The 13525-nt window shown below is 66.2% G+C and carries 10 protein-coding genes; 8 read left to right on the top strand and 2 right to left on the bottom strand.

What is annotated here, in order from left to right; all coding sequences use genetic code 11:
- Positions 1-268: 268 nt before the first annotated feature.
- Positions 269-2020: a malto-oligosyltrehalose trehalohydrolase gene (treZ, locus tag ACLMAJ_RS10700; protein WP_412013426.1), complete on the bottom strand. Its 1752-nt coding sequence runs from the start codon at positions 2018-2020 to the stop codon at positions 269-271.
- A 121-nt stretch (positions 2021-2141) separates the two neighbouring features.
- Here treZ and ACLMAJ_RS10695 point away from each other — a divergent pair, with 121 nt between their 5' ends.
- The 3 genes from ACLMAJ_RS10695 to ACLMAJ_RS10685 all read left to right on the top strand — a co-directional run bounded on the left by ACLMAJ_RS10695 (position 2142) and on the right by ACLMAJ_RS10685 (position 4683).
- Positions 2142-2756 carry a class I SAM-dependent methyltransferase gene (locus ACLMAJ_RS10695; protein ID WP_412013425.1) on the top strand — a complete coding sequence of 205 codons (615 nt, stop codon included), beginning with the start codon at positions 2142-2144 and terminating at the stop codon, positions 2754-2756.
- A gap of 66 nt (positions 2757-2822) precedes the next feature.
- A complete protein-coding gene (locus tag ACLMAJ_RS10690) occupies positions 2823-3395 on the top strand; it encodes a TetR/AcrR family transcriptional regulator (protein ID WP_412013424.1) in 573 nt (190 codons plus the stop codon).
- A 97-nt stretch (positions 3396-3492) separates the two neighbouring features.
- Positions 3493-4683 carry a Cmx/CmrA family chloramphenicol efflux MFS transporter gene (locus ACLMAJ_RS10685; protein WP_412013423.1) on the top strand — a complete coding sequence of 397 codons (1191 nt, stop codon included), beginning with the start codon at positions 3493-3495 and terminating at the stop codon, positions 4681-4683.
- Positions 4684-4779: 96 nt separating this feature from the next.
- Here ACLMAJ_RS10685 and dnaE read toward each other — a convergent pair whose 3' ends face one another.
- A complete protein-coding gene (dnaE, locus tag ACLMAJ_RS10680) occupies positions 4780-8331 on the bottom strand; it encodes a DNA polymerase III subunit alpha (RefSeq protein ID WP_412013422.1) in 3552 nt (1183 codons plus the stop codon).
- 385 nt (positions 8332-8716) lie between these two features.
- Here dnaE and ACLMAJ_RS10675 point away from each other — a divergent pair, with 385 nt between their 5' ends.
- The 5 genes from ACLMAJ_RS10675 (at position 8717) to ACLMAJ_RS10655 (ending at position 13448) form a co-directional block, all read left to right on the top strand.
- Positions 8717-9157 carry a hypothetical protein gene (locus tag ACLMAJ_RS10675; RefSeq protein WP_412013421.1) on the top strand — a complete coding sequence of 147 codons (441 nt, stop codon included), beginning with the start codon at positions 8717-8719 and terminating at the stop codon, positions 9155-9157.
- 91 nt (positions 9158-9248) lie between these two features.
- A complete protein-coding gene (locus ACLMAJ_RS10670) occupies positions 9249-10448 on the top strand; it encodes a sensor histidine kinase (RefSeq protein WP_412013420.1) in 1200 nt (399 codons plus the stop codon).
- A gap of 51 nt (positions 10449-10499) precedes the next feature.
- The gene (locus ACLMAJ_RS10665) at positions 10500-11297 is read left to right on the top strand and encodes a LytR/AlgR family response regulator transcription factor (protein ID WP_412013419.1); all 798 of its coding nucleotides are present in this window, start codon (positions 10500-10502) and stop codon (positions 11295-11297) included.
- On the top strand, positions 11294-11659 hold the full coding sequence (locus tag ACLMAJ_RS10660; RefSeq protein WP_412013418.1) for a hypothetical protein: 366 nt from the start codon (positions 11294-11296) through the stop codon (positions 11657-11659). The genes ACLMAJ_RS10665 and ACLMAJ_RS10660 overlap by 4 nt, the downstream gene beginning before the upstream one ends.
- Positions 11660-11693: 34 nt before the next feature.
- Entirely contained in the window at positions 11694-13448 is a 1755-nt protein-coding gene (locus tag ACLMAJ_RS10655; protein ID WP_412013417.1) for a sodium/solute symporter, read from the top strand.
- Positions 13449-13525: the final 77 nt, after the last annotated feature.

Below are 13525 nucleotides of genomic sequence, written 5' to 3'. Positions count from 1 at the left end.
CGGACTGGATGAGTGCCAGGTACTCGGCTGTGGGCCATCGGCTCTAGCACCCCTTGGATCGAACGTCGCAGGTCAACGCGGTCTACACACGGTGGGCGGCACCGGGATGACAATTGCCGTTCGATTGTCGGTCGGTTGACGCTCGATGCGTCCCGGACCTCGACAAGCGCCCCGACCGGTTCAACGAACCGACTTCGCCGCCGCTCGGCGGTGAGCAGGCCCGCGAATAGCGGCGCACATCGAGCGGGCTATCCCAGACAAGCCTCGACTACCGGGCCCGGCCTGTAGCTGCGACCCCGCCTGCCGACACGACCGCGAACGAATGTCCAGGAACGGCCAGCCCCGAAACGGCTTCGATAGGTGGATCCCAGGACAGCAGCACCACTCCAGCAACCGGCACCGTGACCGGTTCAGCGGACAAGTTGCACACCAGCAATATTTCCCCTCGGTGCACGAGGATCCATCGGGCGTCCTCGTCGAAGTCGACCGAAATATGGGTCAGCCACGGGTCGGTGAGCTCCGCCCGCGCACGGCGCAGCGCGAGCAGCTCGCGGTAACAGCCGAGTAGGCGCGCGTGGCGGGTGTCCTCGAGTTCGGACCAGTCGAGTTTCGAGCGCAGGAACGTCTGCGCGTCCTGCGGGTCGGGAACGTCGTCGCTGTCCCAGCCGTGCTCGGCGAATTCGGCCTTGCGGCCGGTGGCTGTCGCGGCCCCGATCACCGGATCGGTGTGCGAGGTGAAGAACTGGAACGGCGTGCTCGCGCCCCACTCCTCCCCCATGAACAGCATCGGCGTGTAGGGCGAGAGCAGTATGAGCGCGGCCTTGATCGCCAGTTGTCCATCGGTGAGGTCGATGCTCGGCCGATCACCGATCGCTCGGTTGCCGATCTGGTCATGGTTGCAGGTGTAGGCCAGTAACGCGCTCGCCGGGATCACTCGGGTATCGAGCGGGCGGCCGTGGGTGCGGCCACGGAAGCTGGAATACGTTCCAGCATGGAAGAACCCGTGCGTCAGCGTGTGCGCTAGGCAGCCGAGTGTGCCGAAATCCGCGTAGTAGCCCTGTCGTTCACTGGAGACCGCGGTGTGCACCGCATGGTGCAGGTCGTCGTTCCACTGGCCGGTCAAGCCGTATCCGCCCGCGGCACGTGGCGTGATCAGCGTCGGATCGTTGAGGTCGCTCTCAGCGATCAGCGTCAGCGGCCTACGCAGGTGGGCGGCAAGGCGTTCGGTCTCGGCGGCGAGTTCGGCGAGCAGATGGGTTGCGGTGCGGTCGACCAGCGCGTGCACCGCGTCCAGCCGCAGCGCATCGATGTGGAAGTCGCGCAGCCAGCGCAACGCATTGTCGATGATGAAGCGGCGCACCGCATCCGAGCCCGGACCGTCCAGGTTCAGGGTTCGGCCCCAGGTATTGCGGCCGTCGGACAGGTAGGGCGCGAAGCGCGGCAGATAGTTGCCGGACGGGCCGAGGTGGTTGTAGACGACATCGAGCGCGACCGCCAATCCTCGTGCGTGACAGGCATCGACGAGGCGCTGTAGACCGTCCGGACCACCGTAGGGTTCGGCCACCGCGAACCAGAGCACACCGTCATAGCCCCAGTTGTGGGTGCCGTCGAAGGCGTTCACCGGCATCAACTCGACCACGGTCACGCCGAGATCGACCAGGTGATCGAGGCGTTCGATCGCGGCGTCGAACGTACCTGCGGGGGTGAAGGTGCCGACGTGTAGTTCGTAGTAGACCGCGCCCGCCAACTGCCGTCCGGTCCAGCCGTGGTCCGTCCATACCGTCTGGTCGAGGGTGTGCAGCGCCGAGCGAGCGTGTACGCCGTCGGGCTGGCGGGGTGAGCGAGGATCGGGCAGCACCGTTGGATCGTCGTCCAGGAGGTAGCCGTAGCGCGCACCCGATTCGGATACCACCTCGGCCCGCCACCATCCGTCGGCGGACCAGGTCATCGGATACGCCGAACCGTCCACCTCGACCCGCACCCGCTCCGGACGCGGCGCCCACACCTCGAACAGGGTCACCGCGTCAGCATCGCATGGCGGACTCCGCACGCGCCGAGCCGCGCGACACCCGGAGTATCGGAGATCGCCTGATCGACAGCCGCTCCTGGCGCTACCGTGGCCGCACTGACACAGTGAACGCGTGGGTATCTACAACGATCAGATCGTGCCACGCATTGTGGACGTGGCATGCGGGTCGAAGCTCAATAATCCGCAACGCAGGCGGGTGTGTGCCGGGCTGCAGGGGCGGGTGTTGGAGATCGGGTTCGGGTCGGGGCTGAATGTGCCCTTCTATCCGGCGGCCGTGCAGTCGATCAGTGCGGTCGAGCCCGCGGATCTCGGGTGGAAGCTGGCCGCCAAGCGGGTCGCGAAGGCCACCGTGCCGATCGAACGCTCCGGGCTGGACGGCCGAGCGCTGCCCTTCGATGACAATTTTTTCGACGCCGCCCTTTCGACCTGGACGATGTGCACGATTCCGGATATCGCCACCGCGCTTGCCGAGGTGCGCAGGGTGCTCGTTCCCGGCGGCACGCTGCATTTCGTCGAGCACGGCCTTGCGCCGGATTCGAAAGTGCAGCTCTGGCAGCATCGGCTCAACCCGATTCAGAAGGCTCTCGCCGGGGGCTGCCACCTCAACCGTGACATCCGCGGCCTGGTGGAGACCGCGGGCTTCGAGATCCGCGATATCGATGTCTTCTATGAAGACGGCCCCAAGTTCCTGACCGCACTCACCCTCGGCGTCGCGGTGTCGCCCTAGCCAACCCGACACGGTCCACACCCAAGTATTGGAACGATCAGTGCAAAATGTGCTAGCGTCGACACCATGGCGCGACCGAGGCGATTCGACGAGGAGCAAGCAGTAGACGCGGCAATGCGCGCATTCTGGAGCGCAGGGTACGAAGGCACCTCGACCCAAGACCTGTGCGACGCGACGGGGCTCGGGCGCAGCAGCATCTACAACACCTTCACCAGCAAGCACGAGCTGTTCGATCGGGCGCTGCACCGGTACATGAGCACCAAGAACGCCACCATTTTCGAGCTGCTCGACAGCGACGAGTCGGCCAAGGCGAAACTGCGCGCGCTGCTGTGGCAGGTGATCGACGCACCCGAGGAAGAACCGACCGGCTGCCTGGTCGTCAATTCGATGGTCGAACTGGCTCCGCGAGACGCGGCGGTCGCCACGACACTGCACGCCGATCAGGAGCAGCGCCTGGCCGCACTGACCGCCACCATCGAAAGCGGCCAGCGCGCAGGCGAAATCGAGCGGGGCAAGGACGCGCGCGATCTCGCCCATTTCATGAATGCCACCATCGCAGGCATGCGCGTAGCCGCACGCGGCGGAACGGGACGGGATGCGTTGACGGCCATCGCGAGTACCGCGCTCAGCGCTCTATAGACCCGAGCGCACCGTAAGAACCAGCGCGGCGGCATGGTGCCGCCTTTTCTTTCGGGTTCATTTTGAACCGATCAATCCAAAATAAGAGGGGTTTCCGATGCCACTAGCCGTCTATGTCCTTGGGCTGTCCATCTTCGCTCAGGGCACCTCGGAGCTGATGCTCGCCGGACTGCTGCCCGAAATGGCCACCGATCTGAGTGTGTCCATTCCCCAAGCGGGACTGCTGATTTCGGCCTTCGCGCTCGGCATGCTGGTGGGCGCACCGGTGCTCGCCGTCGTGACACTTCGCTGGCCACGCCGGGATTCACTGCTCGGCTTTCTCGCCATCTTCATCGCCGCGCACATTGTGGGCGCGCTGACATCGGACTACTGGGTGCTGTTCGCGACCAGAGTGGTGAGTGCCTTTGTCTACGCGGGGTTCTGGGCGTTGGGCGCCACCGCCGCGGTGAGCCTGGTGCCGGAAAACGCGCGCGGCAAGGCGATGAGCATCGTCGCGGGCGGACTCACCATCGCCACCATTATCGGACTGCCCGCGGGCACCGTGATCGGTCAGCACTTCGGCTGGCGCGCGGCCTTCTGGGTGGTCGCCGCGCTGTCGGCGCTCTCGGCGATCGGCGTGCTCGCGAAGATCCCCGGCGGACGACCGACCGTGGTCCCGCGACTGCGCAATGAACTGCGCACCATGGCCAACCCACGGCTGTGGCTGTCCTACGGCATCACCGCGCTGTCCACCGGCTCGCTGTTCGTAACCTTCTCGTACTTGGGCGTCATGCTCGCGGACACCACCGGAATCTCCGAGACCTGGGTTCCCGCGGTGCTCGCGCTCTACGGCCTCGGCAGCCTCATCGGTATTGGCATCGGCGGGCGCACCTCCGACGCCCACCCCTTTCGCACCCTCTACGTAGGCGCGGCGGGCATCACCGTCATCGCCACCGGCCTGGCATTGACCGCGAATCTACCGGCACCGGTGATCGTCCTCGTATTCCTGCTCGGCGCCTTCGGTTTCGCCACCAACCCCGCCCTCAACACCCGCGTCTTCGCCATGGCGGGCACCGCACCCACCCTCGCGACCGCCACCAACTACTCCGCGTTCAACGTCGGTATCACCATCGGCCCCTGGCTCGGCGGCATCGCCATCGGCGCGGGCCTCGGCTACGCATCGGTCGGCTGGATCGGCGCGATGATGGGCACCGCCATGCTCGCCGCGATCGTCTGGGCGCACTACCTGCACCGCAGGCCAACCGCGCAAACGCGGGCACCCCAGCCGATACCGGAACTCGCCCGCTGACCGACTCGTATTGATCTCACGCAGGTACCCGGGCTTTCGGGCAGCACCGGGTATCTGCGTGGTCACCCCACCGCTGCGACCACCCGGATTGCCGGCTCAGCCGGCCAGACAGCCCGGGCCGAGTAGCGCCTTCAGGTCGCCCATCAACGCCGATGACGGAGTGACCCGCAGGCTGTCGTCGACTTTCCAGGTGGAGGTATTGTCGCGGGCGCCGACGTGGCGGATGTGGACGTCCGCCGTGCCGGGATGCCGGGACAGCACGCGCTTGAGTTCACCGACCTTGTCCGGCGTGCACAACCTGGTCGGCAAGATCACCGCGAGAGGTTTCGCCACCCCGATCGAGGACAGGTCGGGGACGGCGAGGTCGTTGGCGATCAACGAGATTCGATCGTCGCGTACCGAGACGCGGGCCTTGACCAGCACAACCGCATCTTCGGTGACATCCATGCCGTAAACCGAATACGACTGCGGGAAGAACAGCACCTCGATGCCACCGGTCAGATCTTCCAGCTGCGCCGAGGCCCAGGCCAGGCCGTTCTTGTTGATACGCCGGTTGACCGAGGCGAGAATACCGCCGATGGTCACCTGGGCGCCGTCTTTGACATCGCCCTGCAGGATGGCCGGGATCTGCGTATCCGCTTGAGCGGCAAGAACATGTTCGACGCCGTTGAGCGGATGCCCCGAGACGTACAGACCCAGCATTTCGCGTTCGAGCGCGAGCTTGTGCTTGGTCTCCCACTCGTCGTCGGGCACCTTGACATTGAAGACCGAGGCCATCGAATCGTCGCCGTCGTCCAGCCCGCCGAAGAGGTCGAACTGCCCGATCGCCTCGGCCTTCTTGGTGGACATCACCGCGTCGATGGCATCGGAGTGGATCAGCAGCAGGCCCTTGCGCGGATGTTCGAGCGAGTCGAATCCGCCTGCCTTGATGAGGGATTCGGTGACCTTCTTGGTGCAGGCGATCGCGTCGATCTTGTTCAGATAATCGGAGAAGTCGGTGAACTTCGACTTTTCCTTGCGCGCGGCGATGATCGAGGACACCACGTTGGCGCCGACGTTGCGCACCGCGCCGAGACCGAAGCGGATATCGGTGCCGACCGAGGCGAAGTTCAGTTCGGACTCATTGACGTCCGGCGGCAGCACGGTGATGCCGAGGCGGCGGCAGTCCGAGAGGTAGACCGCGGCCTTGTCCTTGTCGTCACCGACCGAGGTCAGCAGCGCGGCCATGTATTCGGACGGGTAATTCGCCTTGAAATACGCCGTCCAGTAGGAAATCAGACCGTAGGCGGCGGCGTGCGATTTGTTGAACGCGTAACCGGCGAACGGGAGGATGGTGTCCCACAGCGCCTTGATGGCCGGTTTGGTGAAGCCGTTGGCCTGCATACCCGCTTCGAAGCCCTCGAACTCGGCCTCCAGTACCGACTGCTTCTTCTTACCCATCGCGCGGCGCAGAATGTCCGCTCGACCGAGGGAGTACCCGGCCACCTTCTGCGCGACGTGCATGATCTGTTCTTGATAGACGATCAGACCGTAGGTCTCGCCGAGGATTTCCTTGAGCGGCTCAGCCAGCTCCGGATGGATCGGCTTGACCTCTTGCCGGGCATTCTTACGGTCGGCGTAGTCGTTGTGCGCGTTCATGCCCATCGGGCCCGGTCGGTACAGCGCGCCGACGGCGACGATGTCCTCGAAGGCGGTGGGTTGCATGCGGCGAAGCAGGTCGCGCATCGGGCCACCGTCGAGCTGGAAGACGCCGAGGGTATCGCCGCGGGCCAGCAGTTCGTAGGTGGCCTTATCGTCCAGGGCCAAGGTGTCGAGGTCGATATCGACGCCGCGGTTCATTTTCGCGTTTTCGATGGCGTCGCCGAGCACGGTCAGGTTGCGCAGACCGAGGAAGTCCATCTTCAGCAGGCCGATGGCCTCGCAGGACGGGTAGTCCCAACCGGTGATGAGCGCACCGTCCTGGGGCCGCTTCCACACCGGGATCGCATCGGTCAGCGGATCACAGGACATGATGACCGCGCAGGCATGAACGCCCGCATTGCGGATCAGGCCCTCGAGGCCGCGGGCGGTCTCATAGATCTTCGCGACATCCGGGTTGTTGGCGATGAGTTCGCGGACCTCGGCGGCTTCCTTGTACCGCTCGTGCTCCGGATCGGTGATACCGGCGACCGAGATGTCCTTGGCCATGATCGGTGGCGGCAGCGCCTTGGTGATCTGGTCGGCGATGGCGAAACCGGGCTGGCCGAACAGGACTCGCGCGGAGTCCTTGATCGCGGCCTTGGTCTTGATGGTGCCGAAGGTGATCACCTGGGCGACCCGATCGGTGCCCCACTTCTCACTCGCGTAACGGACCATTTCACCGCGCCGACGATCATCGAAGTCGATATCGATATCGGGCATCGATACGCGCTCGGGGTTGAGGAACCGCTCGAAGAGCAGGCCGTGCGGGAGCGGGTCGATATTGGTTATGCCGAGCGCGTAGGCGACCAGCGAACCGGCCGCGGAACCACGACCGGGACCGACCCGGATGCCGACCTCGTGCGCGTGCTTGATCAAGTCACCGACGACGAGGAAGTAGGCGGGGAAACCCATCTCGAGGATGACGCCGATTTCGAACTGGGCGCGGTCGAGGTATTCCTGCGGCGCACCGTCGGGGAAGCGGCGCTTCAGCCCGAGATCGACCTCCCTGCGCAGCCAGGTGGCCTGGTTGTAGCCCTCGGGCACCGGGAAGATCGGCATCCGGTCGCGGTGTTCCCACACCTCGTCGTATGGCTGGACCCGCTCGCCGATGAGCACGGTGTTATCGCAGGCGCCCGGTATCTCGGCGTCCCAGATCGCGCGCATCTCCTCGGCGGATTTGAGGTAGTAGCCGTCGCCGTCGAACTTGAACCGGGTCGGGTCGCTGAGCGTCTTGCCGGTCTGAATGCACAGCAGCGCTTCGTGGTTGGTCGACTGATCCTTGGTGACGTAGTGGCAGTCGTTCGTCGCGATCGGTGGAATGCCGAGCTTCTTACCGACCTCGATGAGTCCCTCGCGGACCCGGCGTTCGATGGACAGCCCGTGGTCCATGATCTCGAGGAAGAAGTTCTCCTTCCCGAAGATCTCCTGCCACTTGGCAGCGGCCTCGAGTGCCTCGCGATCATGGCCGAGGCGCAACCGGGTCTGGACCTCGCCCGAGGGGCAACCGGTCGTCGCGATGATGCCCGCGGCGTGCTCGGCGATGATCTCCTCGTCCATGCGCGCCCACTTGCCGAGCTGCCCCTCCAACGAGGCGAGTGAGGACAGCTTGAACAGGTTGCGCAGACCGGTCGCGTTCTCCGCGACCATCGTCATGTGCGTGTAGGCGCCCGAGCCCGAGACGTCGTCGCCCTTCTGGCTCGGATCACCCCACAGCACGCGCTTGGTGTCGAAGCGGGAGGCAGGTGCGATGTAGGCCTCGATGCCGATGATCGGCTTGATGCCCGCGTTCTTGGCGGAGTTGTAGAACTCCGACGCCCCGTACATATTGCCGTGGTCGGTCATGCCGACCGCGCTCATGCCCAACCGATTCGCCTCGGCGAACAGCGGAGATATCTTGGCGGCACCGTCGAGCATGGAGTACTCGGTGTGGTTGTGCAGGTGAACGAACGATCCGGACGAGGCGGCCAAGACGGTCCTTCCTCCCAAGGTCTCGACGGGGGTTGGCCTAGCGATTCTAGGCACGTCATACGACAAGTTTTTCTGCGGCGCGCCACCACGATGAGACGTCCCAGGAGGGCCCGGCGTGTCGGTGTCGAAGATCACCGGCGCGTCTGTCGAGTCACCATGGAGCTGTCCGATTTCCGCGAATGACGTCTAGCACGGACCGGTCGACAGTACGGGATGGCCGCGGTCAGGTTTCTTCCGCCGGACGAATCTCGAGCCGGACCAATCGTTGTCGCCGTGGAGTCCGCGGAAACCGGCCGCCGACGCGACGCTCATGGCAACGTCTACCGATGAACGCGCGGGAACGGCCGCGCAACCGAAGGAACCACCCAACTCAGTAGAGGTGTCGATGAATACCGCAAGATCGCTGTTCGTCTTTTCCGCTACACCTGTCGCGGCCATTGCCTTGCTCGCCACCGCCGCGCCCGCCGCGGCCGAGGGCAACTTCGCGACCGTCTACTCGCTCACCCAGGGCGCTTGTGTCGCACAGGTCGACTCGAACGTCAACGGCGACGCCTATCCGTCGAGTGCGGGATTCACCGTGACAACGACGATGTTCGGCGTCGGGCCGTGCACCCTGCCGGTCACCCTGAATTGGCGCAACCTCGACACCGGCGCGACCGGATCGTTCGGTGTGACCGCGCACGGGCCCGGTTTTTGGAGCAACGGCGGTTACTCCGCGATCTTCCAGCCCGGCATCGGCAATTTCACCAGCACGGTGACCGTCGGCGCGACGCACGTGCCCGAACCCGGCACCCAGGAATTCACGGTGCATCAGTATCAGGGGTAGCCGAAACGGCGCTGCTGCCACCGACCGTGTGGTGGCATCAGGATAATCGGGCAATGACGTGGCGACGGCAGCACCATTCGACGGGTACGCAGTGACGACGGCGGTTGTGGCCGTAGTGACCTCGGTTGTGCTGCTCGCCGTCGCATTGGTGGTGTGGTCGCGGACCCGCAGAACCGTGACCACACCCGCCGAGCGCGCGGTGCACACCGCGTTGCACATCGCGTCGCTGGCCGCGCGCCCGCTGCGCCAAGGTTTGACCGACCAGTCCGCCCAGGAATCCGCGCCGCACCTGCGCGCGCTCACCGGAGCCGAGGCGCTGGGTGTCGCCGATCCAGACGGCACCCTGCTCGCATGGGACGGCCCGCACTCCGATCTCGCCGAGCATTTCGCCGATGCCGCGCGCCGCGCGATGGCGACCGAACGGCCGGTCCTGGTGTCAGGGTCGGACCACGTCGAACACGCGGGGCGCACGTTGATCGCCCAGCCGTTGCTGATCGAAAACTCCGGAGTTGCAGGGGCACTGGGGGTGGTGACCACCGGACAGCCGGGGCCGGGTCGGCTCGGCGCGGTGGCCGAGGTCGCGCGGTATGCCTGCGGCCAACTCGAATTGGCCGAGTTGGACGCGTCCAGAGCCCGCCTCGACCGGGCCGAGGTGCGCGCGTTGCGCGCTCAGATCAGTCCGCACTTCATCTACAACGCACTCAATACCGTGGCGTCGTTCGTGCGCACCGACCCGGACAGGGCGCGGGAGCTGATCCTCGAATTCGCCGACTTCACCCGCTATTCCTTCCGCGCCGCAGGCGAATTCACCGTGCTCGCGGACGAACTCCGCAATATCGAGCGCTACCTCGCCCTCGAACGCGCCCGCTTCGGTGACGCGCTCGAGGTGCGGCTGCAGATCGCGCCGGAGGTACTCGGGGTCGTGCTGCCCTTCCTCGCACTGCAACCGCTGGTGGAGAACGCCGTCCGGCACGGCCTGGCCGGGGCGGCACGCGGCGGCACAGTGAGCATTATCGCCCTCGACGCAGGCACCGACTGTGTGATCAGCGTCGAGGACGACGGCATCGGAATGGATCCGGATGTGCTGCGCTCCGGCGCCCTCGACGCGATCGAAACCGGCACCGGTCCAGCGGCTTCCGGCGAGTCGGCGCATGTGGGTCTCGCCAATGTCGACGACCGGCTGCGCGCCGCCTTCGGCAACGACTACGGCCTGATCGTGGAAACCGCGCAGGGCGCGGGCACCAAGGTGAGCCTGCGAGTGCCCAAGTTCCGTGCTGGCATCCAGGCCTGAGAGGTAGACCCGATCCACTACCACGAACCGAGCGCTTACGATGGACCGGTTGTGACCCGGACCACTGACCAGTCCGCCGGCGCGCTACGTGTGCTTGCCGTGGACGACGAAAAACCTGCTCTGGACGAGCTGGTCTATTTGCTGCGCGCGCAAGCGGGCGTCGGCGAGCTCCACAGCGCGGGCGACGCGACCAACGCGCTGCGGCTGCTGCGGGCCCATCCCATCGACGCGGTGTTCCTCGACATCAATATGCCCGGGCTGGACGGGATGGAGTTGGCGGGGATCCTGTCGGAGTTCGCCAGCCCGCCCGCCGTGGTGTTCGTTACCGCACACGACGATCGGGCGATGGCTGCGTTCGACCTCGGAGCGGTCGACTACCTGCTGAAGCCGTTGCGGGAGGCGAGGTTGGCCGAGGCGGTGCGACGGATCGTCGCCGCGCGGATCGCTCCGGCACCGGCTGCCGCGCCGCCGCGCGCGGATCCGAACGAGGTGATCCCCGTCGAGCTGGGCGGAGTCACCACGTTGGTGAACCGTTCGAGCGTGAGCTGGGTGGAGGCCGACGGTGACTACGCGCGACTGCACACCAGCACGGGGTCGCATCTGGTGCGCATTCCGTTGTCCGCGCTCGAAACCCGTTGGGAGAATGCGGGATTCCTGCGCGTGCACCGGTCGTATCTGGTGGCGTTGCGGCTGGTGACCGGACTGCGCACGGTGGGCACCGGCACGGTGGTGTGCCTGCGCGCCGACGGGAATGCCGCGGCAGTGGAGCTGCCGGTCAGTCGACGGCAGGTCAGGGAGCTCAAACAGCGCCTCGTGCACGGCCCACGACAGCAGTGGACCCACCCGTGACCGGACCGCACCGCCCGAACCGCGAGCGCGTGGTGCTGGCCCAGCGCCGGGGCGCGCGGCGTGTCCGCACCCGCGTGGAGGTGGCCGAGCAGACCGAGATCGGCGAGGCGATGATCGGTGGGCTGATTCGTGCACAGCTCGGGCTCGCGTTGCGGCTGAGCCTGGTCACGGTGCTCGTACTATGCTCGCTGCCTTTACTTTTCCGGATCGGGGCGATCGGCTCATTCGTTATCGTCGGCATACGACTACCGTGGCTACTGCTCGGTGTCGTCGTCTATCCCCTGTTGTACGCGGTCGGCCGCCTCTACGTTCGCCTGGCCGAACACAATGAGCAGGACTTCCTAGAGCTGGCGGACGAGTGACATGGACGCCCTTGCCGCAACGGATCTCAGAGCGATGAGCACCGGCACCGCGCCTGCTCTGACGATCGCCGCCCTGCTGTTGGCGGCATTCGCCACCGTCGCCATCGGCGTCTACGGCGTGCGAATGGCGCGCACTACCTCGGACTTCCTCGTCGCCTCGCGCAGTGTCGGTCCACGCTGGAACGCGGCGGCGATATCCGGCGAATATCTATCCGCCGCTTCGTTTCTCGGCGTTGCCGGTCTGATCGCGAAATATGGCGCCGATGCGCTCTGGTATCCGGTCGGATTCACCGCCGGATATCTGGGGCTGCTGCTGTTCGTGGCCGCGCCGCTGCGACGGTCGGGCGCCTATACGGTGCCCGACTTCGCGGAGTTCCGGCTCGGGTCGGTGCGGCTGCGCAGGCTGGCGGCGGTCGTGGTGGTGCTGGTGTGCGGGGTGTATCTGATTCCGCAGTTCCAGGGCGCGGGGTTGACGCTGCACATTCTGTTGGACGTGCCGGACTGGGTGGGTGTGGTGGCGGTCGGCGCCATCGTGATCGCGAATGTGGCAGGTGGTGGGATGCGGTCCATCACGCTGGTGCAGGCCTTTCAGTACTGGCTCAAGCTCACCGCGGTGGCGATACCCGCGCTGGTGCTGCTCGGACATTTCCTCGCCCACGATCGCGAGCTCGCCACGCCCGCTCCGCCGAGTGTCACCGAGCGGACGACGGTCGATGTGAGCACCGACGTGGTGGTACAGGTTGCCGCGCCACAACAGGTTTCGATCAACGGCACCCTCGACGACAACGCGGTGGCCGGATCGGTGCTGCTGACACCCGGTGAACACGAGCTGGCCGCCGGCACCCAGCTGGTCCTGGATGCGGGCTCGGCGGTGCCGGTGGTCGCCGGTGCGCCCGCGGACGGCACAGCCTGGCTGATGCCCGGCGGCGGGTTCGGCGGATCACATCCGGCCTATCAGGTGTTCTCCCTGATCGTCGCCACCTTCCTCGGCACTATGGGTTTGCCTCATGTGCTGGTGCGCTTCTACACCAACCCGGACGGTCGCGCCGCGCGGACGACCGCCCTCGCGGTGATCGGTCTTGTCGGCATGTTCTATCTGTTCCCTGTACTGCTCGGGGTCTTCGCGCGCCTATATGTGCCGCAACTGCTGATCACCGGCACCTCCGACGCCGCGGTGGTGCTGCTACCGGGATCGGTGCTCGCCGGACTGCCCGGACAGCTGCTCGCGGCGCTGGTGGCCGCGGGGGCGATCGCCGCGTTCCTGTCCACCTCATCCGGTCTGCTCGTCAGCATCGCGGGCGTGCTCAGTACGGACATGCTGCGCGGGCGCGTTCGCGATTTCCGTACGGCGGCGCTGTGTGCCGGTGCCGTGCCCCTCGGCCTTTCCCTCACGGTCGCGTCGCTCGATCTGTCCCGCACCGTCGGACTCGCGTTCTCGGTCGCCGCGTCGACCCTCTGCCCACTACTCGCCCTCGGCATTTGGTGGCGCGGGCTCACCGCGATCGGCGCCGGCACCGGGCTGATCACCGGCGGACTGGTCGCGGGTGCCGCGACGGTCGTCTCGGTGCTCGGCGGCATCCCCGACACGGTGGCCGACGGCTGGCCCTCGGCAATACTCGGCTACCCCGCCGCGATCAGCGTTCCCCTCGCCTTCGTATCGATGATCCTGGTCAGCAAAGTGACACCGCGTCAGAACACGCGCACGATCGGCCGAATCTTCGTACGCCTGCACGCGCCGGAAAGGCTCGGCATGGGTGCCGACCGCGAGCGCGTCCTGCACTCGAACTGAGGCCGCGAACGACCTCGTTCCGGCTCCCGCGCACCAGACCGTTCGTCGCGCCGAGCCGACCGCTCACCGCACAATCG

The organism is Nocardia arseniciresistens (genome assembly GCF_046764875.1).
GTDB classification, from domain to species: domain Bacteria; phylum Actinomycetota; class Actinomycetes; order Mycobacteriales; family Mycobacteriaceae; genus Nocardia; species Nocardia arseniciresistens.
Note: the sequence above shows the minus strand (reverse complement) of the source record. Positions and strands in the feature narration are given on the sequence as shown.

Bases quoted from the DNA above. Each gene is read 5' to 3' on its own strand.
- ACLMAJ_RS10685 (WP_412013423.1), top strand. From the start codon at position 3,493: ATGCCACTAGCCGTCTATGTCCTTGGGCTGTCCATCTTCGCTCAGGGC.
- ACLMAJ_RS10690 (WP_412013424.1), top strand. From the start codon at position 2,823: ATGGCGCGACCGAGGCGATTCGACGAGGAGCAAGCAGTAGACGCGGCA.
- ACLMAJ_RS10675 (WP_412013421.1), top strand. From the start codon at position 8,717: ATGAATACCGCAAGATCGCTGTTCGTCTTTTCCGCTACACCTGTCGCG.
- ACLMAJ_RS10655 (WP_412013417.1), top strand. From the start codon at position 11,694: ATGAGCACCGGCACCGCGCCTGCTCTGACGATCGCCGCCCTGCTGTTG.